The sequence below is a fragment of the Bacillus sp. FSL K6-0042 genome (assembly GCF_038006685.1).
Taxonomy (GTDB): Bacteria; Bacillota; Bacilli; order Bacillales; family Bacillaceae_G; genus Bacillus_A; species Bacillus_A pseudomycoides.
In genome coordinates this window covers 2,390,054-2,412,535 of the sequence record NZ_JBBOVS010000001.1, presented here as the reverse complement: position 1 = coordinate 2,412,535, position 22,482 = coordinate 2,390,054, and the positions used below count along the sequence as shown (strand labels likewise).

At 35.2% G+C, this 22,482-nt stretch carries 26 protein-coding genes and 1 pseudogene; 21 read left to right on the top strand and 6 right to left on the bottom strand.

What is annotated here, in order from left to right:
• Positions 1-211: 211 nt before the first annotated feature.
• From MHH45_RS12350 to MHH45_RS12340, 3 genes are all read left to right on the top strand, one after another.
• A complete protein-coding gene (locus MHH45_RS12350) occupies positions 212-946 on the top strand; it encodes a YwaF family protein (protein WP_016113222.1) in 735 nt (244 codons plus the stop codon).
• A 106-nt stretch (positions 947-1,052) separates the two neighbouring features.
• The gene (locus MHH45_RS12345) at positions 1,053-1,913 is read left to right on the top strand and encodes an ABC transporter permease subunit (protein ID WP_016113223.1); all 861 of its coding nucleotides are present in this window, start codon (positions 1,053-1,055) and stop codon (positions 1,911-1,913) included.
• A gap of 3 nt (positions 1,914-1,916) precedes the next feature.
• Positions 1,917-2,921 carry an ABC transporter permease gene (locus MHH45_RS12340; RefSeq protein WP_016113224.1) on the top strand — a complete coding sequence of 335 codons (1,005 nt, stop codon included), beginning with the start codon at positions 1,917-1,919 and terminating at the stop codon, positions 2,919-2,921.
• A 111-nt stretch (positions 2,922-3,032) separates the two neighbouring features.
• On the opposite strand, the gene brnQ2 is transcribed toward MHH45_RS12340, so the two are convergent.
• The 4 genes from brnQ2 to MHH45_RS12320 all read right to left on the bottom strand — a co-directional run bounded on the left by brnQ2 (position 3,033) and on the right by MHH45_RS12320 (position 5,661).
• Complete coding sequence (gene brnQ2 / locus MHH45_RS12335; protein WP_088093934.1) at positions 3,033-4,352, bottom strand: branched-chain amino acid transport system II carrier protein BrnQ2; 1,320 nt, start codon at positions 4,350-4,352, stop codon at positions 3,033-3,035.
• 239 nt (positions 4,353-4,591) lie between these two features.
• Positions 4,592-5,161: a spore coat protein CotJC gene (cotJC, locus tag MHH45_RS12330; RefSeq protein WP_003195416.1), complete on the bottom strand. Its 570-nt coding sequence runs from the start codon at positions 5,159-5,161 to the stop codon at positions 4,592-4,594.
• Between the two features lie 12 nt (positions 5,162-5,173).
• On the bottom strand, positions 5,174-5,437 hold the full coding sequence (locus MHH45_RS12325) for a spore coat protein CotJB (protein ID WP_003195420.1): 264 nt from the start codon (positions 5,435-5,437) through the stop codon (positions 5,174-5,176).
• Positions 5,438-5,445: 8 nt separating this feature from the next.
• A complete protein-coding gene (locus MHH45_RS12320; RefSeq protein WP_016113226.1) occupies positions 5,446-5,661 on the bottom strand; it encodes a spore coat associated protein CotJA in 216 nt (71 codons plus the stop codon).
• 111 nt (positions 5,662-5,772) lie between these two features.
• On the opposite strand from MHH45_RS12320, the gene MHH45_RS12315 reads away from it, so the two are divergent.
• The 5 genes from MHH45_RS12315 to MHH45_RS12295 all read left to right on the top strand — a co-directional run bounded on the left by MHH45_RS12315 (position 5,773) and on the right by MHH45_RS12295 (position 8,737).
• A complete protein-coding gene (locus tag MHH45_RS12315; protein ID WP_033671368.1) occupies positions 5,773-6,144 on the top strand; it encodes a VOC family protein in 372 nt (123 codons plus the stop codon).
• A 19-nt stretch (positions 6,145-6,163) separates the two neighbouring features.
• Entirely contained in the window at positions 6,164-6,943 is a 780-nt protein-coding gene (locus MHH45_RS12310) for a DUF2935 domain-containing protein (protein WP_016113228.1), read from the top strand.
• Positions 6,944-7,042: 99 nt separating this feature from the next.
• On the top strand, positions 7,043-7,597 hold the full coding sequence (locus MHH45_RS12305) for a spore coat protein (RefSeq protein WP_016113229.1): 555 nt from the start codon (positions 7,043-7,045) through the stop codon (positions 7,595-7,597).
• Between the two features lie 242 nt (positions 7,598-7,839).
• A complete protein-coding gene (locus MHH45_RS12300; protein WP_016113230.1) occupies positions 7,840-8,121 on the top strand; it encodes a YkvA family protein in 282 nt (93 codons plus the stop codon).
• A gap of 10 nt (positions 8,122-8,131) precedes the next feature.
• Complete coding sequence (locus MHH45_RS12295) at positions 8,132-8,737, top strand: DedA family protein (RefSeq protein WP_088093933.1); 606 nt, start codon at positions 8,132-8,134, stop codon at positions 8,735-8,737.
• Between the two features lie 105 nt (positions 8,738-8,842).
• On the opposite strand, the gene MHH45_RS12290 is transcribed toward MHH45_RS12295, so the two are convergent.
• Positions 8,843-9,547 carry an HAD family hydrolase gene (locus MHH45_RS12290; RefSeq protein WP_016113232.1) on the bottom strand — a complete coding sequence of 235 codons (705 nt, stop codon included), beginning with the start codon at positions 9,545-9,547 and terminating at the stop codon, positions 8,843-8,845.
• Between the two features lie 472 nt (positions 9,548-10,019).
• Here MHH45_RS12290 and MHH45_RS12285 point away from each other — a divergent pair, with 472 nt between their 5' ends.
• The 3 genes from MHH45_RS12285 (at position 10,020) to MHH45_RS12275 (ending at position 13,024) form a co-directional block, all read left to right on the top strand.
• Complete coding sequence (locus MHH45_RS12285; protein ID WP_088093932.1) at positions 10,020-12,509, top strand: LamG-like jellyroll fold domain-containing protein; 2,490 nt, start codon at positions 10,020-10,022, stop codon at positions 12,507-12,509.
• Positions 12,510-12,647: 138 nt separating this feature from the next.
• Positions 12,648-12,851, top strand: coding sequence for a hypothetical protein (locus MHH45_RS12280; RefSeq protein ID WP_033671378.1), 204 nt, complete (start codon positions 12,648-12,650; stop codon positions 12,849-12,851).
• Between the two features lie 23 nt (positions 12,852-12,874).
• Complete coding sequence (locus MHH45_RS12275) at positions 12,875-13,024, top strand: RpiR family transcriptional regulator (protein ID WP_229165982.1); 150 nt, start codon at positions 12,875-12,877, stop codon at positions 13,022-13,024.
• A 31-nt stretch (positions 13,025-13,055) separates the two neighbouring features.
• On the opposite strand, the gene MHH45_RS12270 is transcribed toward MHH45_RS12275, so the two are convergent.
• Positions 13,056-14,459, bottom strand: a complete 1,404-nt coding sequence (locus MHH45_RS12270) for an amino acid permease (protein ID WP_016113235.1) — start codon at positions 14,457-14,459, stop codon at positions 13,056-13,058.
• 242 nt (positions 14,460-14,701) lie between these two features.
• On the opposite strand from MHH45_RS12270, the gene MHH45_RS12265 reads away from it, so the two are divergent.
• From MHH45_RS12265 to MHH45_RS12220, 10 genes and pseudogenes are all read left to right on the top strand, one after another.
• Positions 14,702-15,829, top strand: coding sequence for a cation:proton antiporter (locus MHH45_RS12265; RefSeq protein WP_016113236.1), 1,128 nt, complete (start codon positions 14,702-14,704; stop codon positions 15,827-15,829).
• A 128-nt stretch (positions 15,830-15,957) separates the two neighbouring features.
• Positions 15,958-16,287: a hypothetical protein gene (locus MHH45_RS12260; protein ID WP_016113237.1), complete on the top strand. Its 330-nt coding sequence runs from the start codon at positions 15,958-15,960 to the stop codon at positions 16,285-16,287.
• A 29-nt stretch (positions 16,288-16,316) separates the two neighbouring features.
• Positions 16,317-17,180: a MurR/RpiR family transcriptional regulator gene (locus MHH45_RS12255; RefSeq protein WP_016113238.1), complete on the top strand. Its 864-nt coding sequence runs from the start codon at positions 16,317-16,319 to the stop codon at positions 17,178-17,180.
• A gap of 1 nt (position 17,181) precedes the next feature.
• A pseudogene (locus MHH45_RS12250) lies at positions 17,182-17,805 on the top strand (N-acetylmuramic acid 6-phosphate etherase); the annotation flags it as partial.
• A gap of 23 nt (positions 17,806-17,828) precedes the next feature.
• Positions 17,829-19,193, top strand: a complete 1,365-nt coding sequence (locus MHH45_RS12245; RefSeq protein ID WP_016113240.1) for a PTS transporter subunit EIIC — start codon at positions 17,829-17,831, stop codon at positions 19,191-19,193.
• A gap of 56 nt (positions 19,194-19,249) precedes the next feature.
• Positions 19,250-20,311, top strand: coding sequence for a DUF871 domain-containing protein (locus MHH45_RS12240; protein WP_016113241.1), 1,062 nt, complete (start codon positions 19,250-19,252; stop codon positions 20,309-20,311).
• Between the two features lie 200 nt (positions 20,312-20,511).
• The gene (locus MHH45_RS12235) at positions 20,512-20,916 is read left to right on the top strand and encodes a DoxX family protein (protein WP_088093931.1); all 405 of its coding nucleotides are present in this window, start codon (positions 20,512-20,514) and stop codon (positions 20,914-20,916) included.
• Positions 20,917-21,211: 295 nt separating this feature from the next.
• On the top strand, positions 21,212-21,460 hold the full coding sequence (locus MHH45_RS12230; protein WP_016133178.1) for a hypothetical protein: 249 nt from the start codon (positions 21,212-21,214) through the stop codon (positions 21,458-21,460).
• On the top strand, positions 21,460-21,864 hold the full coding sequence (locus MHH45_RS12225; protein WP_016113243.1) for a nuclear transport factor 2 family protein: 405 nt from the start codon (positions 21,460-21,462) through the stop codon (positions 21,862-21,864). The genes MHH45_RS12230 and MHH45_RS12225 overlap by 1 nt, the downstream gene beginning before the upstream one ends.
• An 84-nt stretch (positions 21,865-21,948) precedes the next feature.
• Entirely contained in the window at positions 21,949-22,434 is a 486-nt protein-coding gene (locus MHH45_RS12220) for a DUF6241 domain-containing protein (RefSeq protein WP_016113244.1), read from the top strand.
• The last annotated feature ends 48 nt before the right edge of the window (positions 22,435-22,482 follow it).

The following is a 22,482-nucleotide window of genomic DNA, read 5'->3' as shown; positions in this document are numbered from 1 at the left end:
TTTTGTATCTGTTTTCAGTATAGAAGAGAGAGAAAATATGACAAATCGTTTTAGCTTACAATAACATTACAGTTTTGTAAGGTTAGCGTATGGAGAGAAATAAGGTTGAGAATTTGTATATCTGGAGCCTTTTCGTTTAGAGGGAGAGCAGATTGGTTGACGAGCCTTTTCTTTCTTACAATAATATTTATGAAGGAAAGGAGTGAGGAATATGGAAACGTACTTTGGAGCATTTCCGGTGGAGCCATTTGTTCCGTATTCAAAACAACATGTCATTATACTACTTCTTATCGGTATAGGAGCTTATTTTCTTTATCATTTTCAAGACATACTCCGTGAGCAACAATGGAATATGGCTGTACGATATGCGATTGCCTTTTTATTTATCGGAAGTGAAATTGGACTTGATGTGTGGCAAGTGAAAGCTGGAATTTTTCAGTTGAGTACATCATTACCATTTGAGTTATGTACCATTAGTTTAGTATTAGCAACAATAATGGTTATTACAAAAAGTTATAAAGTATATGAAGTTGTCTTTTTTACAGGGATTATTGGGGCATCACAAGCTATTTTAACTCCAAACTTACAATATGCTTTTCCGCATTTTCGCTTCATAGAATATTTCATCGCACATGTATTACTCATTTTGGCACCGCTCTTTATGACATGGGTAGAAGGATATAGGCCGACTTTTCAATCAATCAAGCGTACGATGATTTTTTTAAACATATTGATTCCAATTGTTTCGTTTGTGAATTATAAAACCGGTGGTAATTATATGTTTTTGGCGTATAAACCAGAAACAGCTTCATTACTTGATATGTTAGGTCCGCATCCATACTATATTATTTCATTAGAAATCGCTGCGTTTATAGGGTGCTTATTATTGTATATGCCATTTGTTAGAAATGAAAAACGCGTGCATAAAGAATCACTGGGATCATAATCTAGTGATTCTTTTTTCGCAGAAAATATTTACAATTCTGAAAATTATTTATAAAATAAAGCGGAGTATCAATAGAATGGAAATTTGTATAGAGAGAAGGGGGAAAATGACAAGAAAGGTGATTTCAAATGGAATAGAGATTACAGTGCAATTTATTCTTTCTGTTATTGGTATTATTTGTTTAGGTGCTCTTCCAAAACTATTCGAAGGCTTACATATTAATTTTTCACAGTATGTACAGGCTTTAAAGATGTCAGTTATGAAACTGATAGATGTTCCAAACTTAACGTATGGGATGAATCGACCGTTATTTCCACAACTATTTATTCATTATAAAGAAACGATGATTATTTTTTTAGCTTCATTTTTTATTTCATTATGTATAGCTTTCTGCATTGTATATATGATGATGAGAAGTCGTTCGCATATACAGCGGCGCATTAAAACATTTCTGCTTTTTCTTGAGTCCATCCCAGACATTCTTCTTATTATCGGATCGCAAATTCTTGTCGTATGGTTTTTTCAAAAGACAGGGTTTTTACCTGTCAAAATTGCTGCGTTAAGTGGAGAATCCATTCGGGGTTTACCTATTATTTGTTTAAGTATTCCCACTACGATTATGTTTGTAAAGTTGTTACTACTTCGCTTTGAAACAGAATTAGAAAAGGATTATGTTTTATTTGCACGGGCGAAAGGGTTTGATCGTTTCTATATTTTAAATCGTCATGTATTGCGGAATGTGTTGCTTAGTACATTGTTTTTTGCGAAAACAAATATTTGGTTTATGTTATCAAATTTGTATATTATAGAATGGCTTTTTAACACACATGGTATTTTTGTATTCATTAAAAATTATCAACCGATTGAAGTTTTTACAATGAGCATCTTACTTATTTATATCCCGATCTTTGTTCTATTTAAGTCATTTCATTATTTCGTTCCAGATGCGATGAAAGAGAGGGCGTAAGAGATGTGGAAATATATAAAGCGTGATAAAAAGTTTTGGTTTAGTATTTTATTTCTTGTCGTGTTAGTTGGACTTAGCATTGGGAATACATTGTGGAATGGAGGGCATATTCGCCAAGTTTCGCTGCAATATGACGCGCAAGGAAATGTAGAAGCTCCACCATTTTCGCCTTCATCAAAATTTTTATTAGGAACAGATCGAAAAGGTTATGATCTTTTACATTTAGTCATTGAAGGGGCGAAGTGGACTATTGGTATATCCGCTTTTATTGCGATGATGCGGGTGGTTTTAGGTGTCTTTTTTGGTGTTATATTAGGAACCTATGTAAAAAGAGGGTTTTCAAAAATTGAAGCGTTTTTTGATAGCTTTACAGTTATTCCAACTGTTATGATTGCATATTTCTTTCTTCAGTTTGCAACTAGTTTTGTGAATGGAGAAGAGACGACTAGTTTCTTTGAGAGAGCATCATTTCAAGTCATATTGCTTGTTGCTCTGGCGGTTCCGACAATTTCTCTTTATGTTGCAAATGAAGTGCGGAAATTACAAAAGGAAGAGTTTATAGATGCTGCTCGTATATTAGGCGGAAGTAGAAGGCGTATTGTTGTGAAACATCTGTTTCCACACTTATATATGACGTTTGTACTTGTATTGATGCAACAATTTATTCAAACACTTATTATCTTTCTACATCTAGGATTACTTGAAGTGTTTTTTGGAGGGACCGTAGGGTTTGGAGGTATGATAAAAGAACTAGATTCTTATACGCATGAATGGTCTGGTTTAATAGGTGTATACTTTCGCTCTCTATCAGTGCATCCATGGATCCCGCTCGTACCAATTACTTTTTTTGGACTCACTATCTTCTCAGGGAATATGATTGTAAGAAGTATAGAGGATGCGATAGCAAAAGTAAGGTTAGGAGAAATGAACAAAGACGAAGAAGTAGAAGAAGTAAAGTCTATTTCACTTCCTAAAGAAGAGTTATTTACATTTAAACATACGATGTAAAGAGCCTAGGAAACTGTTATTACATGTTAACCGTTCGTTCTTATACAAACATTGTATTAAGTGATAGAAAATGAAAAAGAAGCAAGCATTTTGTGTAATGCTTGCTTCTTTTTATTTAGTAGAAACTTCACCTTCCGTTTGTGCTTGCGGGATAAAGTATCCGACAATACCCCCAATAATTGCTGGGACAATCCAACCGATTCCCAATTTATACAAAGGAATTGTGCTTGCAATAGATGTAATAGCAGCTGGCATCATTCCCATATTATCAAGAGCATGAATACAGCTAATGATGAATGCAGCGATCATTGCACCGATGTATACAGATGGTTTACGCTTTGTATATTTATCAATAAATGATACAAAAATTAAGATGATTGTAATTGGATAAAGAATGATTAACACAGGTAACGTAATTTTGATTAATAAGCTGAGTCCTAGATTGGAAACAATAAAGCTAAAAATACAAACATATAATACAAGCTTTTTATAAGAAACATTTGTTAATACGGTTGTGAAATAGTTGGCAAATGCACTGACTACACCAATAGCTGTCGTTAAGCAAGCAAATATAATTGCGACACTTAGCAAAATATTACCGCTTGTCCCAAATAATTGATACATAACAGTCGCTAATAGTTGACCACCATTTTCGAATTGTCCTAGGTTTCCATTTGATGCCCCGATGTATCCAAGTAAGAAATAAACGACTGTTAAAAAGAAAGCAGCGATACTTCCGCAAATAATTGTGTATTTTGCGATAGAAGCTTTTTCCGTTACACCGTTTTGACGAATCGCATTTACGACAATTGTTGACAAAACAAGAGCGCCAATCGCATCTAATGTTAAAAATCCTTCTAAAAACCCTTTGAAAAATGGAATCTCTTTATAGTCGCCAACAGGAGGAACAAACGAACCTGTTGGTGAAAGAATCACTTTTGTTGCCATAATTGCAATAATACCAAGTAAGATTGGTGTCAATATCTTCCCAATATGATCAACTAATTTGGATGGGTTTAATGATAAGAAGTAAACAACAGTAAAGAAAAGAAAGCTAAATAGTAACATGGAATACCATTGGTCCGGAAAAAGCGGTGCGATTCCAATTTCATAAGAAACAGATCCAGTTCGTGGAATAACAAATAGTGGGCCGATTGAAAGGTAAATAATAATAGCTAGTACTGCTGCAAATTTTGGATGAACACGGCTCGCTAAACTTTTAAAACTACCACCTGCAAGAGCAACAGCGACAATTGCTAATAAAGATAATCCTACATCTGTAATAATAAATCCTGAAATAGAAACCCACATGTTTTCTCCTGAAGAAAGCCCAAGAAGTGGTGGGAAAATCATATTACCAGCGCCGAAAAAAACTGCAAATAGCAATAAGCTAATGGAGAGAATTTGCGATGGCTTTAAAGTTGTACGCATTATATATAAAATCCTCCTATATGTTATTTTGTCGAAAATTCAAATAATTTGTCGAGTAACTGTTTTAATTTTAAAGGTCTGATGACTAGAAAGCAACAGGGAATTTTAAATAATTTTAAAAATAATGCGTTAAGTTGAATAATTATGCCTTTTTGGAAAAACGTTGGTATGGAAGTTAGGGAAAGATAGATGGACAATAAAAAATACACATATCAATAGGATATGTGTAGCTGAAAAAATTAAAAATAAATTTTTCGATCGCGTTCTTCTTTTAAAATTTCAACAGCTTCGCGGAAACGCTGGGAATGAACGATTTCGCGCTCACGTAAAAAGCGGAGGCTATCATTTATATCAGGATCATCTGATAAATCAATGAGCCACTGATAAGTTGCTCTTGCTTTTTCTTCTGCGGCAATGTCTTCATATAAGTCTGCAATTGGATCACCTTTTGCTTGTATGTATGTGGCTGTAAACGGAACGCCGCCTGCATTGTGATAAAATAGTGCACTATCATGATTAGCGTATTGAGCATCTAGTCCAGCTGCTTTCATCTGCTCAGGGGTCGCGTCTTTTGTTAATTTATAAATCATTGTTGCAATCATTTCAAGATGAGCAAATTCTTCCGTACCGATATCTGTTAATAAACCTATTACTTGATCAGGAATCGTGTAGCGCTGGTTTAAATAACGGAGAGCAGCTGCCAATTCGCCATCTGCACCACCGTACTGCTCAACTAATAATTTTGCAAGTGCTGGATTACAAGTACTTACTTTTACAGGGTATTGCAATTTTTTTTCATATATCCACATATTTTCTCTCCTTTATATTTGCCATGGCCAAGGACCTTTACTCCATTCCCACGGAGCATTAGAGTAGCTATTACCAAACTGTTGGAGTGGGCCATACTTTTCTTCAATTTTTTGCTTTTGCAATCTTCTTTTATAGGAAAAATCATTAAATTGATTTATCGCTGTAACATCATCTGGATGAGTATCTAGATAAAGTGTAAGTTCAACTAATACAAAATCGAGTTCTTGCAACTCTTTTATCCATTCATAATATTCATCTGGCAGTGTTTGAGTCACGATTCTTGTCACCTTCCTTTCTTATGGGGGCTTTCATAATAATCATAAAGAGCAGGCCATAAAGTGCCTTTTTGTAAGGCGTCTCTTGGAGGGAATTGTGGTAAATTAGTTGGTTGGAATCCCATATATAAATGAGGAGGGGTTGAATAAAATCTCTTTCCAATCGGCGGACAAGGATCTTTTGGACTATGGTAAGGTGTGTAAGATTTCATAAATTTGTCCATAATGCAAACCTCCTTTATAAGTGAAACATTCATCACTATGTATTGTATTCAGACATAATTGTTATTTATGACTCATATAGAAAAACTAGTAGGGTCAAGGAGGAAATGTACGTGGAGACTATTACAAATTGCATTGTATTAGAAGTAAGAAATTTAAAGGAAACATTATATTTTTATGAAGGTATCTTGGGATTTCAGCCGAGTAGACACCGACCACAATTACATGTGCCTGGCGTCTGGTATGATGTTGGTGCAACAAGAATTTGCTTCGTTTTAAATAGGGAAAAAGGCGGGGATTTCAGTGAGGAAGTGCCTTCTTATATAAATTTTAGTTTGCCATTTTGTGATATGGAAAAAGTACGAAAAAAATTAGAATTCTATTGTGTGTCATTTCAAGAATTAGAGAGCTGTAAAACGGAGAAAAGAGGTATTATTGTGCATGATCCTGACCAGTATAGAATTCTAATTGCGCCGAAAGAGTAGATAAGGGGGAGTTAACCGGATGAATAGTACGTATGAAGAAATCGCGTTGTTTGAACATAAATTCTGGTTGAAGGTTCTTGGCGATCATGCGCAGTTTCTTTTAGATGCTTTAGCTCAAAATGAAAGTGAAGATATTCAAAAAGCGATGTATTTTGTCCAAACATTTGATAGATTTCTCAGTAATATTCATACGGTAAATTTGATTGCATTTGCGAAAGATGCACATAAAGTAGCAAAGGAAATTAGAAAATTTAAGTTAAATATTATACAAAAGCAATTGGAAGGAAAAATTGTCATTCATTTTACACCAACTTTTATTAACCATATGGTGAACGAAGTGGAAGAGTATATAATGGTATTAGAATATTTAATAAAAGGAGAAGTGCCACCTGTTTTTCATGAATTGCATTATCATCTTGCTTGGCTAACGGATGCAGCGGGTCATGCAGGTGCCATTTCAGGTGGATTAGATCTGGTCGAGAAACGACTGAAAGAGAAGAGTGAAGAATATGAAAAGCATTTTGAACAGTTTTATTTAAAAGCTGTGGAAATGACAGGTTACTTACGGGCGGAACTACATTCTTTTCCAGCTCTAAAAAAATTTACAAAAGATGTTTCATTAGAATTAACACTATTCTCCCGTTTTCTTCACGAATTAGAAGAATTAGAGTTATCTAATCAAGTATTAAGCTTAATATCTGGAAGAATGGCAGACCATATGGCAAGGGAAGAATGTTATTATTTATTGAAATTAGCACAAGCTTCAGGATTAGAGATGCCGAAGTGTAATCCACTTTAATTTATACTATATAAAAATCCGCAGTGATGTGGATTTTTATATAGTATTTTTGTTTTGTTAGGAGATGCTAGAAAAGAATTGTAGAAAGGGGAATAGTATATGCAATTAGCAACGCATGAATTACGTGACTTAAGTGAACTGATAGCAGGAGACTATAATACGATTAATACGATGTCTACATATATACAGCAAGCACAGGATGATGAGTTGAAACAAATGTTACAGAATCATCTTCCTCTTCATGTGCAAGATTATAATTTGAAGGTGGAATTTATACAAGGTGAGACAACTCCAAATATATCAAAGTTTCAGCCGTCTAAATTAAAACCAGTATTAGCTTCTTATACAGAGGCACCTTCACAAAAGTATTTGCCAGTTACACCAAGCATGGCTGCGCAGCCTCCTAATGATCGATCAATTGCACTTGGATATTTACTGAATCAAAAATCTTCTGCATTTAATTGTGCAGGTTCTTTATTAGAGTGTGCGAATCCAGAACTAAGAACGCTTTTAGAAAATACCTTTTTAAATAGTAGTCACCATGCTTATGACATTTGGCAGTATATGGTGAAGAAAGGGTATTATCAGCTATCACCAGCACCAAGTTCTGAAATACAAGCGATAGCAAGTATGTATCAGTTACTTCAACAATAGAAAAAGATTGACAAGTTCTATCAAATATTTTAAGGTAATTTTATAAAATTGCGTATATAAAGGGGAGTAACTTGTCACAATAAAGTCGTCATTACAGGGAGAAACCCTCGGCTTTATTGGCAACGATTTGTTGTTAGTGAGACCTTTACCAGCAATGGTAAAGGCCCCTTATTGTCTTTTTTAGGACCTTTACTATATTTGGTAAAGGTCCTTTTTGTATGCAGAAAAAGGAGAGGTGAAAAATGAAAAAGTTTATAAACCGATTTCGATTTATGCTTCATTTTCGTCGATTTGGTCCATTTTTATATGACTTTTTTACATCAAAAGAAGTCGCTATGCAGAAGAAAATACTATCCATTGTTTTTTTAATTGGGTATGTCGTATTTCCATTTGATCTCATCCCTGATTTTCTACTGTTTTTTGGGGGATTAGATGATATTGCTGTTGTCTTATTTATTTTACAGCGAATTGTGAAAATGGCACCGAAGCACTTACAAGAAAAATATAATTTAAATAAAGGATAGGAGTTCATAAATGGAGCAGTTTATTTTAGATGTGATTGAGTATTTAAAGCAGTTTTCTTATTTTGGTGTAATTCTAGCATTAACATTTGAGTTTATTCCAGCAGAAATTGTGTTGCCGCTTGTTGGATATTGGGTATACGAAGGAGATATGAATTTTTGGCTCGCAGTATTAGCTGGAACGATCGGAGGAACGACGGGGCCGCTAACACTATATGCAATCGGTTATTATGGTGGTCGACCGTTATTACTGAAATATGGAAAATACTTTTTTATAAAGGAAGAACAGATTCAAAAAGCAGATCATTTCTTTGGAAAATATGGACCGGCTGTGGCGTTTCTTGGTCGATTTATTCCAGGGGTTCGTACACTTATTTCAGTTCCATGTGGAATCGCCAAAATGAACATTTGGAAATTTAACATATACACATTTGTAGCGATGTTGCCACTCACAACGCTATATGTATATGTGGGATTGAAATTAGGACCTCATTGGAAAAAGGCAGAGGCAATTGTTGAACAATATACATTACCGATACTAGGGGTTGTTTGTTTCATTGTGATAGGAATGTTTATTTTCAAGTTTTTGAAAAAGAAAAATAAAGCGGAGTCAATGTGAAAGATGATGAGACTATTGTTTGATTAAAGGTATTTTAGACGATAGAAAAAGTATGGGACTTAAAAGGTGCTTTCATATACAGAAAGCACCTTTTGTTAACATAGACTATCTTTTTGTGTGATTAAAATCTACTTTTATAGCTTTCTCCAATTGTGATAGCGAATGTATGGTAATAATATCCTTATGCTTTTTATCATCTATACGGTTAATCCATATCCCTGTCATCCCAGCATTTTTACTTCCAACTGCATCGGTATCTAAGCGATCTCCTACATAATAACATTCCTTAGTGTCTTGATTCATTCTAATTGCTGCTTCTTTAAATATTTTCGAATCTGGTTTAGCAACTCCAACTTGGCTAGATGTAATAATATGAGAGAAATAATGATGAATCCCTATTTGTTTAAGTTTATGAACTTGTTGGTTGTAATCACCATTGCTTATGATTCCTAGTTCAAACCCTTTGTTCTTCAAAAAATCTAGGCATTTCCTTACATCATTGTAGACAGTCCAATTACGTTGAAAATGTTGTAGATACAGTCCGAATTTTTGATCAGCTTCTTCGTTTAAAATAGTTAGATTAACCTTTTTAAATATCCTTTTCATCCGTTTTTGTTTTTGCTCTTGAAAGGATAGGGATCCATCAAGGAATAATTGAAAGTACTCACTTGATATCCTGTTCCATAGTTCAATCAATGGTTTTGGTTCTAAGTGTGAAAATTCCCTTTGTGTATGAAAAAAGTCTATAATGCCTTGTTTTTCAGCATAATCATAATCTAGTAAAGTGCCATCAATATCAAAGAAAATCAAATTTTATCCTCCAAACATCTTTTGGTTATCACATAATACTTTTTCTAGATTGTAAAGTTAAATCCTTTTGTATATTTCATGTAGGGCTAATCGACATCATATCTACTATTTAGTCTAATAGAGATTTAAATGGAACAACTATATATGAGTGATATATAGTTGTTCCATTTTGATTTGCCAACATATAAGTTGCGGCTATGAAGAACAAAAGGTGACCTGCACTCGTTTTTTTCTTTTTGTTTTAACTTGGTATGGGGCAGGAAGAGGATCTGACCGCTTCTATGCACGGCCGGATGCTCTCTCCCACCTAAAAATAAAGGTTTTATGTCGTTTTTTATTTGTATTTATATAGCTGTTGTGGAACTTTACAGGAAACTGACTGTATATTTACAAAGATGTAATATTTTTCATTATTCATTTAAACGAGGTTAATATGTGTTAGATACAATAATCCTTGTACTGAATCAAACATATGAGGAGGATTTACGTGAGTAGGAATATGTTTCAGAAGGTAACAGGTCTTATTGGATTATTAGCAGTTTTCATTTTAGCGTTTGTATCGTTTCCATGGAACACTTTCGCACAAACGGAAGAGAAGAAACAAGAGGAAAAACCGCAGGAGAAAAAACTTGTCTTTCCGGTTGTAAGTGACGTACATATTAAAAATAGCGGAACAGATGATACGTTCCGTTGGAAAAGAGCGATTGAGCAGTTTAATACACTTGCGCCAAAACAAGACGCATTTGTTATCGTTGGTGATTTTACAGATTCAGGGTCTAATCAGCAATATGATCGTTTTATGCAAGTGTATAATCAATATGCAAATAAAGATGCAGTGAGAATGAATTCACTTGGAAACCATGATTACTGGAATGGTTTATTGGCAGGGGATGCACAAAAACGTTTCTTAGAAAAGACAGGAATGGAATCTATTTATTATCATAAAGTCGTGAAGGGATATCACTTCCTTGTTATGTCACCAGAAGATGGAACGACACATGGATATTATTCTGATAAACAAATTAATTGGTTGAAAGAAGAAATTGCAAAGGCAAAAGCTGATGACCCAGAAAAACCAATTTTCGTGTTCTTGCACCAACACATTAAAGAAACTGTGTATGGTAGTCATGAATGGGGAACGAAGGACAGTGCAAAAATTAATGAAGTATTAAAAGATTATCCGCAAGCAATTACATTCTCTAGTCATTCGCACTATCCATTAGATGATCCAAGATCCATTCATCAAAAAGACTTTACATCTGTTGGAACATCTTCAGTAAGTTATATGGAAGTAGAGGGCGGGAAAGTTCAAGGTAATATTCCGCCAGGTGCAAGCGATTTAAGCCAAGGTTTATTAGTAGAGGTAGACGATAAAGAAGTAACAATTAATCGTCGTGATTTCCACACGAATTCTTGGACAGGTGAACCGTGGAAAGTTCAATTACCAGCTAAAAAAGAATCGTTTAAACATGTGGAAAACCGTGATAAAGAAAAACCATCTTTCGAGCAAAATGCAAAGTTAAAAGTTTCAAATGTAACTGAGAGTTCAGTAACAGCGACTTTCCCGCAAGCAGTAGATAATCTACTTGTTCATTCTTATCGCCTGCAAGCAAGAGATAAAGAAACAGGGGAAATCAAAAATAAGCTATTAGCATTCTCAGAGTTTTATCGTGATCCAGTGCCGAAAGAACTTACGTTTACATTAGGTGGGCTAGATAGTGGAAAAACATACCTGCTAGAAGCAGTTGCGATCGATTCATTCGAAAATGAAAGTGAACAGCCATTACAAGCAGAAGTAACAACAAAAAAAGAAATTATTGATCCTAATGTGAAAGTGCCAAAGGCGGATGTATTTGATGTTAACTTTTTAGATGGTATATTTAAAGACAACTCACCATTTGGAAGTAAAGGCGATGTAAAAGGTAATGTATCAATTGAATATGATAAAGCATTGAAAAAGCATGTAATGAAATTAAATGGTGAAGCAAATACATTTGGTTATATCCCGTTTTCAGCAGCGCAAAAAGAGAAAGTGGCGAATACATTTACATTAGAAACAGTATTTTCTATGAATGAAATTCGCGGTCAAGCTATTATGGAAAATACAGAGAGCGGCGGAATTGGATTTGAATCTACTGGAACTGGATATGTAGAATTATGGGCTCATATTGGTGGTAGCTATAAACGTATAGGTACACAATTAGAGGCAAATAAAACATATCATTTAACAGGAACGTATAATGGAAATGAATTAGCAATCTATGTAGATGGAAAAAAAGTAAATAGTCAGCCAGTGATAGGTAAAGTGTATCATCCGAATGTACCATTCGCGATTGGTGCAGATCCAACAAGCGATGGTAACGGTGGAGTTCCATTACATGGACAAGTTGCGCTTGCAAAATTATATAGTAAAGCACTTACTTCATCTGAAATAGTAGCGGCATACAATGAGTTTACAAATCGCACAAAACTAGAAGAATTAAATGCTTTATATGAAGAGATTGGTAAAGCAAAAGAAACATTAGCCGGTTCTTATGAATTCGGTGAAAAACCGGGCCAATATTCACAAGCTGCCTTTACAGAATTACAAACAAGTTATAATGGAGCAAAAGCAGTATTTGAAAATATGGTGACGACAGGTGAGCAAGCAGTTGGGGCATATCAGAGTTTAAAAACAGCACATCAAACATTTATACAATCAAAAGTAGTTGACCAAAAACCAGAAACGCCAAAAGAGAAATTACAAAAAACAATCGATGCAGCAAAAGCTTTATTAGCGAAAGTTCAAGTAGGGCAAGAACCAGGACAATATCAAGAAAGTCCAGTGAAAGCATTAGAAGAAAAAATCAAAGTAGCAGAATCTGTAGTAAAAGATACAAAAGTAAAAGATCAGTATGTAGAAACAATGAATCGTACATTAGAATATGCGATGCAGCTTGTTGAAAAGAGTGTAAATGAGTAAGAGAATGGGAAGCTTGCCTTGGGCGAGCTTCTTTTATTAGTAGGAATTTATGTCGTATCGCCGATATATGTAGCGATTCCGCCGATATATTATTTCATGTTACAATAAAGAGAGATGAAACATAAAGGGGCGAAAGATTTGGAAGAGAAAAAGCTAAAAAGAATTCTTGAATATGTATGGATTGCAGTTGTGCTCCTTGTTGGATATTATTTTTTGAAAGATAAAAGCAAATGGGTTCTGTTTTTAATGACTTTTCTATTAGCAGGATTAGGAGCGTTGTTCATTAACTTTTTCTTTGATAGTGTAACTGCATGGAAAAAGAAAAAGAAGGAAACAAAATAATAAAGGAGAATGGATATGCAAAAATGGAAGCTTGTGTACGAATCGTAATGATGATTGTAATTACGATTGGTATTGTAAATTACTCGTCATCAATAGGAAATTGGGCCTGGTTTACAGCTTGCATCGGCATATTTTTCATTCTACAAACGTTAACAAAAAACAAACTCGAATGAAAAACAGCTCGCTAATATAGCGAGCTGTTTTTCATGCTTTTTTTTGTTCACCATTATTTTCTTTGGTCAGTAAATGGCTATTACGTCTAGAGTAGAAGAAATATACACATAGTCCAATGACAAGCCAAACAGCAAATCCTTTCCAAGTTGTTGCAGAAAGGTTAATCATTAAATAGAGACAACAACAAATTGCAACGATTGGTAATATAGGTACGAATGGTGCACGGAAGCCTCTTTTTAAATCTGGGTGTGTTTTGCGTAAAATAAGTACAGCAAAGCAAACGAATGTAAAGGCTGTTAGTGTACCGATGTTCACCAAATTTGCAAGTAGATGTAAATCTAGTAATCCTGCTAATAAAGCTGCTGCAATGCCAGTAATCCACGTATTTAATAGAGGTATTTTAACTCTTTGATTTACGCGAGCTAATGCTTTTGGAAGTAGCCCGTCACGGCTCATTGCATAGGAAACGCGAACTTGTCCATACATAACGACTAAAAGAACGGTCGTCATTCCAGTCATTGCACCGACAGCTAATAACCCAGCAATTGTGTCTTCACCAACAAAATGAAGCGCAAAAGCAACTGGATCTGAAACGTCTAGTTGTGTATAAGGAACCATCCCTGTTAAAACAAAGGATACGATCATATAGAGTACCGTACAAATGAGAAGGGAACCAATAATTCCGATTGGTAAATCTCGCTGTGGTTTTTTCGTTTCTTCAGCAGCTGTTGCAATGGCATCAAATCCTAGAAAAGCAAAAAATACTGTTGCTGCACCTGTAATAATCCCATCATATCCAAATGGTAAAAACGGTGTCCAATTTTCCGGTTTGACGTATTTTGCACCTGCTACGATAAAGGCAATAATCACTGCTAATTTAACTAATACCATAATATTATTAATGCGAGCACTTTCGCGTACACCGAAGCTAAGAAGCAGTGTAATAAAAAGTAAAATACATACAGCTGGTAAATCGATTATTCCGCCTTTTCCCATTCCAGGGGCCGAGGCGATAATGGCGGGTAGATGAATATTAAATCCGGAAAGTAACGATTGTAAATATCCTGACCATCCGACAGCAACCGCCGCAACTGCCAGTAAATATTCTAGCATTAAACACCAGCCAACAATGAAGGCAACGACTTCTCCAACTGTCATATACGCATATGTGTAAACGCTTCCTGAAATAGGGATAGAAGAAGCAAATTCTGCATAGCAGAAGGCCACGCATGCACAGGTAAATGCGGCAATAAGAAAAGATAGCATAATACCAGGACCAGAATGTTTGGCCGCAACAATACCTGTTAAGACGAAAATGCCTGTTCCAATTATAGCTCCAATTCCTAAAAAGGTTAAATCTAATGCGGTTAACGTTCTTTCTAATTGTCGTGGTGATTCAGTAGTAAGTGGTTTTTTTCGTAATAATGATTTCACTTGGACTCTCCCTTCATTCTTCAATCTTCACAACTGCGAATATAATATGAGCCCACTACAAAATAGTTTATAAGTGAATAGAGGTACAGTTGTGTGCTTTGATAAAAAATATAGAATTGCTGTAGTAATTTTATTACAATTCAGAATATTTTGTCAAATAAAAACGTAACAAATAAAATCTTAGATGTAAGGAAAAACTAACACCAAAAATAGATGTATTTTATAAAGTAGGAGAAGATATTATGCTGTTTTATTTTGAAATTGTCGTTATTTTACTTTGTACGAAATTAGCTGGTGATATTAGTGTGAGACTTGGTCAACCATCGGTACTAGGAAAATTAATTGTTGGAATTATTATTGGTCCCGCTGTTTTTGGAATTATTAATAGTTCTGAACTTATTGATGAACTTAGTGAAATTGGTGTTTTGTTACTCATGTTTATGGCAGGATTAGAAACTGATTTGGAGGAATTAAATCGTAATTTGAAATCTTCATTCGCAGTAGCGATGGGAGGTATCATTTTTCCTTTCCTTGGCGGGTATTTGGCGGGACTCGCATTTGGGATGTTACAATCACATGCCATTTTCCTAGGATTACTGCTCTGTGCAACATCAGTGAGTATTTCTGTTCAAACATTGCGAGACTTAGGGAAAATGAATACAAGGGAAAGTACAACGATTTTAGGGGCTGCTGTATTTGATGACGTTATCGTTGTTATTTTATTGGCCTTTGTTATGAGTTTTTTAGGCACACAAGATGTGAGTATTACACTTGTTATCGCTAAGAAAATCATTTTTTTCGTAAGTATTGTTTTCATTGGATGGAAAGTGGTTCCGTGGATTATGAAAATGTTGGTGCCGCTTCGTGTGTCAGAGGCGTTAATTAGTGCAGCACTTATTATTTGTTTTTCATTTGCTTACTATAGTGAGCAAATGGGGATTGCTGGTATCATTGGTGCATTTGCTGCAGGGATTGCCATTTCACAAACAACATATAAACATGAAGTAGAACATAAAATAGAGCCGATTGCCTATGCGATTTTTGTACCAATCTTTTTTGTTAGCATCGGGATGGAGATTACATTTCAAGGTATTGGAAACCAAATTTGGTTTATTGTCATCATGACGATCATTGCTATTATTACAAAATTAGTGGGATCTGGCTTAGGGGCGAGGTTAACAGGTTTTAGCTTAAAGTCTTCTATTAGCATTGGGGCTGGTATGGTATCGCGTGGAGAAGTAGCACTTATTATTGCAGCAAATGGACTTGCAGCGAATTTATTGGCGAAAGAAAATTTCACAGCCATTGTAATTGTTGTTATACTCACTACGATTATTACACCACCGTTATTGAAGAAGTATTTTATCTAAGGTAAGAAAGCTTATCTCATGTGGATAAGCTTTTTTTATGAATATAAAAAATAGTAATAGTGTAGAGTGGCGAAGTAATAATCGTGTTAAAATTTATGTGTGCTTTAGTACTGGAAGGAGAAAAATGAATGAAGATTACATGGAAAAAAGTTATATGTGTAGTTGTAATTCTTTTAATGTGTTTACCATTTACATTAGGAAAAGAATCAAAAGTTAAAGATTTTCCTGTTTCTGTTTTCTCTTCTTATATTGCAGGAGATGATTTGAAAGGATATAGATACACTTCCTTTTTGCCTGATGCTGCAATTTGGATAAATGGATGGGAAAAGAAGTGGTCGGAAGGAGAAAGGACGGTCTATCAAAAAGGAGATCGAATTGTAAATGTGTTTCATCCTCCTGGTGAAGATGTCTATTATCTTTATGATTCGCAAGATATGGAATTAGGATATGAAAAATAAAAGCAACCGTAAAGAATGGGGGATGAATGGTGAAACCGTCAACACTATTATTTAAAATTGAACATTACATGGATCAATTTTCACCAGCTGAAAAAAAGGTTGCTCAGTATATTATGGAGAATGCAGAAATTGTTCCTAATTTAACGACAAGAGAAGTTTCTAATAATGCAGGATCCAGTGAAGCAAGTGTCGTACGCTTTTGTAAAACGATTGGTATAGGAAGTTTTAAAGCTTTTAAGTTAGCGCTTGTTAGAGAATTAACAATTGCTGATTATAATATTAATGATTTTTCGGTGATGAATACAGAAGACGGACCGTTTGATTTATTCAATAAAGTTACATATGTCAATAAGGCTGCGATTGAAGCGAGTATTACTGCTATTGATAAAAAAGAGTTAGAAAAAGCAGCAGATGCCATTTTAGGAGCAAAGAAAATATTATTTTATGGAGTGGGTGGATCAGCTACGCCAGCAATGGATGGAGCGTATAAGTTTACTCGTCTAGGGTTTACGGCTATGATGCTATCTGATTTTCATATGATGTTGCCACTTGTGACCAATCTAGAAGAAGGGGATATTTTTGTCGCCATTTCAACTTCTGGCCGGACGAAGGATGTACTAGAAATGGCGCAGTATGCTAATAAACAAGGAGCAACTGTGATTGCTATTACTACACTCAATCAATCGTCTCCGTTATATAAAGAGTCATCCATACGTCTTTGTATGCCAGACGTAGAGCAGGATCATCGAATCGCAAGTATTGCTTCAAGAATGACGCAACTTAATATAATTGATGCTTTGTATGTGATTACATTTAATAGAATAGGTAATCAAGTATTGGATAAATTTACAGAAACAAGAGAAGAAGCAGTGCGATTACGGAAATTGAAGTAAAGGAACAGATGAGAAACAGGTACAAGGATTTATAGCAGGTGGATCGAAAGCGTTTACTAAGGCTGTGGAAGGTGCAGAGGATCGAGAAGATCTTGCAGTAGATGATTTAAAGGGGATTCAGTTAAGTAATAAGGACATTGTTATTGGAATCGCTGCAAGTGGTAGAACACCTTATGTAATTGGTGGACTAAAATATGCAAATTCTACGGGAGCAAGTACAGCTAGCATTTCCTGTAATAAGGGAGCAGAGATAAGTAAATTTGCAAAAATTAGTGTGGAAGTAGAGACAGGTGCAGAAGTGTTAACAGGATCTACACGCTTAAAGGCCGGAACCGCACAAAAGTTAGTACTGAATATGATTTCAACTGCTTCTATGATTGGCGTAGGGAAAGTCTATAAGAATCTAATGGTTGATGTTCAGTCGACAAATGAAAAGTTAGTCGAGCGTTCCAAACGAATTATTATGGAAGCGACAGGAATAGCTTATAAGGAAGCAGAGATTTATTACAAGAAAGCAGATCGTAATGTGAAAGCTGCGATTGTCATGATATTACTACAGTGTGAATATGGGGAAGCACTTGGAAAATTAACAGATGCGAAAGGATTTGTGAAAAAGGCATTATAAAAAGTGGGGAGGGGGGTTTTACAATGAAGAAAGAACAGCGGATGGCAAAAGAGATTACAGAGCAACTTGGGGGAACGAAAAATATTCGTGGTATTGCACATTGTATGACGAGGTTACGTCTAACACTTCATGATGAAAGTAAAGTGAATATGGAACTTTTGAAAAAAGTAGACGGTGTCATGGGTGTGATTGAAGATGAAACATTGCAAGTTGTAGTTGGGCCAGGGACTGTGAATAAAGTAGCAGCCGAAATGGAGACTTTGACAGGGTTACGAATTGGGGAAGTTGCTGATCAGCATCTTGAAGATCTTGGCCAAGAAATGAAATCAGCAATCAAGAAAAAAAATAATACACCGGTAAAAAGCTTTTTACGAAAAATAGGGAGTATTTTTATTCCGTTAATCCCTGGACTTGTTGCATCAGGAATTATAAATGGTGTCGCTAACTTTGCTAAAAATGCGGGGGCAGATCCAAATGCAACATGGCTGCAAATGTTACTTTTAATTGGCGGTGGTATTTTTACATTCTTAGGTATTCTAGTTGGCTGGAATACGGCAAAAGAATTTGGCGGAACTCCGGTTCTCGGAGCGATTGCAGGTATTTTAATTTTCAACCCAGCTATGGCAAATGTGAAACTATTTGGTGAAGCAATGGTGCCGGGGCGCGGTGGATTATTCGCTGTAATCTTTGCAGCATGGCTTATGGTTGTAGTGGAAAGACAAGTACGAAAGGCAGTACCGAATGCAGTGGATATTATAGTGACTCCGCTTATTACGGTACTAGTTGTAAGCTTAGTAACGATGTTAGCAATTCAACCAGTGGCTGGTTTCCTATCTGATGGAATTACAAGTGGTATTAATGCAATTTTAAATGTCGGGGGAGCGGTCGCAGGAGCTGTACTCGCAGGAACATTTTTACCGCTCGTTATGATGGGACTGCATCATGGTCTAACACCTATCCACATGGAATTTATTAATCAAACTCATGTAACACCATTACTACCGGTTTTAGCGATGGCAGGAGCGGGGCAAGTTGGGGCAGCGATTGCTATTTATGTAAAAACGAAAAATAAGCGTCTTCGTAATGTAATTAAAGGAGCACTACCGGTTGGTTTCTTAGGAATTGGCGAACCTTTATTATATGGGGTCACATTACCACTTGGTAAACCGTTTATTACGGCTTGTTTAGGGGCAGCTGTTGGCGGTGCATTCCAGGCAGTTATGAAAACGGCTTCACTCGGAATCGGTGTATCAGGGTTATCATTAATTCCGTTAATTGCTGATAATAAATATTTACTATATTTTCTTGGTCTTGTTATTGCTTATGCATTTGGTTTTATCTTTACGTATTTCTTTGGATTTAAAGAAGAAATGGCGGAGCATCTGTAGGGGGAGGAAGGTTTTCCTCCTCTTTTTCTTCGTATGAGACAAAAGGAGAGATTGCTATGATTGGAGTATCTGTTTATCTTTCAAAGGACCGGATAGAAGAGCAAGAAAAATGGTTGGAAACGGTAAGGAAATACGGTTTTTCTTCTATTTTCACTTCTCTTCACATTCCGGAAGATGATCCTAGGGCTTATAAGGAGTTAATACAAATACTTGGGAAGCAAGCGGAAAAATATGAGATGGAACTGATGGTGGACGTTTCACCAAGTTCTTTACACTATTTAGGGATTACGTATGAAAATGTGGAACAGCTAGTAGAGTGGGGAATTACTGGTTTACGCATTGATTATGGTATAGACCCGAAACAAATTGCACGTATATCACATAAGATGAAGATTGCATTAAATGCTAGTACAATCACTGAATCATTTTGGAATGAGCTTCTTGAGGAAAGTGTGAGAGTAGATTGTGTAGAAGCATGGCATAATTTTTATCCACGTCCTGAAACAGGGCTTGCTAAATCATTTTTACAAAAGCAAAATCAATTTTTGCGTGAATGCGGTATAAAAACAATGGCATTTATTCCAGGTGATGGTGAAAAAAGAGGACCTTTATATGAAGGGCTTCCTACATTAGAAAAACACCGATATATGCGCCCACTTGAGGCATATTTGGAACTTGTGGAAGACTGCTTCGTTGATAAAGTACTAATTGGAGATATAAGTGGGAGCTTAAAAAGTGTACAAGAAATTGCGAGTGCAAATAAAGGGATTATTCCAATACGTTATAAACTGCTGATTAGTGAAAGAGAAGTATTAGAAACAGTAGAGCGAGTACATACGAATAGGCTTGATCCAGCGCGTGATGTCATTCGTTCTGTAGAATCAAGAGAAGGACATACTGTTATTTTACCAGCGATGAATACAGTTCAAAGAAAGATAGGGAGTATTACAATTGATAATGAACTGTACGGTAGATATGCAGGTGAAATGCAAATTGTTATAAATGATTTACCAGAAAATGAAAAGGTGAATGTAATTGGAACGGTTTTTGAAGAAGATTTATCATTATTGTCTTACGTAAATGCAGGAAAGAAATTTGAACTTATCTCGAAAGAATAGAAAATCATTGATGTTTTTTCGAATGCATTTCCACATGTTAAGCCTTGAAGGAGCGCTATTTTTTATGAAACATTATCCGTGAAAGGGGTAATGTTTTTTTATTTTCTTTAAAAAAAGTATTTGACGAATAAAAAGAAACAATGTATTGTTTTGTCTTGTGAAAAAAAGTTTTGTACAACAAAACAAAAGGGGAGTTCAGAATGAATCAATATATTGGTAATTTAATTATTCGTATCGTGTTAGGAGTTACATTCTTTGCACATGGCTTAGCAAAGTTTCAATCAGGTATTGATAATGTAGCAGGTTGGTTTACAAGCATTGGCTTACCAGGTGGTCTCGCATATGGGGTTGCAACATTTGAATTAGTTGGTGGTCTATTATTAATCATTGGCTTAGGTGTTAGATATGTGGGATTATTATTTGCTCTTATCTTAGTTGGTGCAATTGTAAAGGTAAACGGAGCAGCTGGTTTATTAGGAGACGGAAAGAATCCTGGATATGAATTAGATCTTGCATTATTAGCAATGGGTGCCTATTTATTTGTTGTAAAAGCAGAAGGGTATGTAGATCGTTTCTTAAAAGGAAAAGTACTCAAAGCAAAATAAATTATTATATAAAGCACTGTTCTTTTCTGAAGAAGATTTATGAAAAGAACAGTGTTTTTGTATATATCTATTTTGCTGGGGAATTTTTTTGATATTAAAGTATTGACTTGGCACTTAGTTGTAACTATGATGATTACAACTAAGTACTTAGCAATGAAGTATGAGTTGTAAATAGATAGCATATTTTTTTGGTTTATTTGTAACTACTTTAGTTACAATATAGAGTGATTATAACAAGTAAGGAAATATAAAATAATAAAAGTGTAAATGTATATAGAAAAACGGAGGAAACAACATGTCAAAATTACATGTAGAAGTCTTTACAGGATCTGAACAAGCCTTTCAAGTTACATCAACGATTATTTATGGAGAGAAAGATGCAATTGAACATACTCGTAAATACTTAGTGCCATTTGATGAAGTACCTTCGAAGAATCCTTCAAGTGAAGAAATTCAAACTGCAATGAAGGAACGGTTTCCAAATGTAAAGGAACGGGAAATTGGACTTGTTTTAGCAGAAAATGCGTTTGGAGGGGAAAAATAATGGGACAAAAAACAAATTTAGAGATTATTCGAAGCACATATGAAGGACCATCTTCTTCAAATGCAAAACATCTAGTAGAAGCCCTTTCTGAAAAAGTAGAATGGACAGAGGCAGCTGGTTTTCCATATGGTGGAACGTATATTGGTGTAGATGCAGTAATGGAAAATGTATTTAGTCGTTTAGGATCAGAATGGGATGATTATAAAGCGAATGTAAATACGTACCATGAAGTAAAAGGAAAAGACGTTATTATTGCTGAAGGTGTGTATTCAGGAGTCTATAAAGAAACTGGAAAAGCATTTGAAGCAGAGTTCGTTCATGTATGGCAACTTGAGAATGGAAAAATCGTGAAGTTCAAGCAATATGTGGATAGTCACGTTGTTAGAGAAGCGATGAAAGCTTAAAAATGATAAACAAATGGAATCGGCTATTTGTAGGCGATTCCATTTGTTTTAGTAACAATTAGAGGAGATATCAAAATACATAATATGAAAAAATGGATAATAGGGACGATTACGACTATCGTAATTGTAATGGGTGTTATATTTGGCGCTTATAAATTTCTTGAGTATGTCGAAGTAGAGGATAAACGTTTAAAGGAGCAGAAAGTAATTGCTCAAAAGGAAAAGAAGGTAGTGGAAGAAACGCCGCGAGTTAGTGAAGATGAAATTATATCTATTATGCATAAGATGGTACATCAAAAAGTAAAATCCTCTGAGAAATGGGGATTTATTGAAATGACGAAAAAGGAAATTCATAATACGAAGAGGGCTGTAGAGAGTAGTAAAAATTTTAATAATAAAACAAGGCTACTTGCTATTTTAGACCGCTGGGAGAAAGAGGATTTTTCGCAAACAGTTGAGGAACATAACTTCTTGTGGAAAATTCAAGGCGGGGATACTGGAAAGGCAACAGAACGTTTATCACCAGCAGAAGAACAGCAGTATTTAAAAGAAATGAGAAGTAAAAAGTGAAGAATGTAAAAACATCGCCATTATGTTAAAGATAATGGCGATGTTGAT

Excerpts from the sequence above, each read along its gene's own strand:
- MHH45_RS12350 (WP_016113222.1), top strand. The coding sequence starts at position 212 with ATGGAAACGTACTTTGGAGCATTTCCGGTGGAGCCATTTGTTCCGTAT.
- MHH45_RS12345 (WP_016113223.1), top strand. The coding sequence starts at position 1,053 with ATGACAAGAAAGGTGATTTCAAATGGAATAGAGATTACAGTGCAATTT.
- MHH45_RS12340 (WP_016113224.1), top strand. The coding sequence starts at position 1,917 with ATGTGGAAATATATAAAGCGTGATAAAAAGTTTTGGTTTAGTATTTTA.
- brnQ2 (WP_088093934.1), bottom strand. The coding sequence starts at position 4,352 with ATGCGTACAACTTTAAAGCCATCGCAAATTCTCTCCATTAGCTTATTG.
- cotJC (WP_003195416.1), bottom strand. The coding sequence starts at position 5,161 with ATGTGGATATATGAAAAAAAATTGCAATACCCTGTAAAAGTAAGTACT.
- MHH45_RS12320 (WP_016113226.1), bottom strand. The coding sequence starts at position 5,661 with ATGGACAAATTTATGAAATCTTACACACCTTACCATAGTCCAAAAGAT.
- MHH45_RS12310 (WP_016113228.1), top strand. The coding sequence starts at position 6,164 with ATGAATAGTACGTATGAAGAAATCGCGTTGTTTGAACATAAATTCTGG.
- MHH45_RS12305 (WP_016113229.1), top strand. The coding sequence starts at position 7,043 with ATGCAATTAGCAACGCATGAATTACGTGACTTAAGTGAACTGATAGCA.
- MHH45_RS12300 (WP_016113230.1), top strand. The coding sequence starts at position 7,840 with ATGAAAAAGTTTATAAACCGATTTCGATTTATGCTTCATTTTCGTCGA.
- MHH45_RS12295 (WP_088093933.1), top strand. The coding sequence starts at position 8,132 with ATGGAGCAGTTTATTTTAGATGTGATTGAGTATTTAAAGCAGTTTTCT.
- MHH45_RS12285 (WP_088093932.1), top strand. The coding sequence starts at position 10,020 with ATGAGGAGGATTTACGTGAGTAGGAATATGTTTCAGAAGGTAACAGGT.
- MHH45_RS12275 (WP_229165982.1), top strand. The coding sequence starts at position 12,875 with ATGGAAGCTTGTGTACGAATCGTAATGATGATTGTAATTACGATTGGT.
- MHH45_RS12265 (WP_016113236.1), top strand. The coding sequence starts at position 14,702 with ATGCTGTTTTATTTTGAAATTGTCGTTATTTTACTTTGTACGAAATTA.
- MHH45_RS12260 (WP_016113237.1), top strand. The coding sequence starts at position 15,958 with ATGAAGATTACATGGAAAAAAGTTATATGTGTAGTTGTAATTCTTTTA.
- MHH45_RS12245 (WP_016113240.1), top strand. The coding sequence starts at position 17,829 with ATGAAGAAAGAACAGCGGATGGCAAAAGAGATTACAGAGCAACTTGGG.
- MHH45_RS12240 (WP_016113241.1), top strand. The coding sequence starts at position 19,250 with ATGATTGGAGTATCTGTTTATCTTTCAAAGGACCGGATAGAAGAGCAA.
- MHH45_RS12235 (WP_088093931.1), top strand. The coding sequence starts at position 20,512 with ATGAATCAATATATTGGTAATTTAATTATTCGTATCGTGTTAGGAGTT.
- MHH45_RS12230 (WP_016133178.1), top strand. The coding sequence starts at position 21,212 with ATGTCAAAATTACATGTAGAAGTCTTTACAGGATCTGAACAAGCCTTT.
- MHH45_RS12225 (WP_016113243.1), top strand. The coding sequence starts at position 21,460 with ATGGGACAAAAAACAAATTTAGAGATTATTCGAAGCACATATGAAGGA.
- MHH45_RS12220 (WP_016113244.1), top strand. The coding sequence starts at position 21,949 with ATGAAAAAATGGATAATAGGGACGATTACGACTATCGTAATTGTAATG.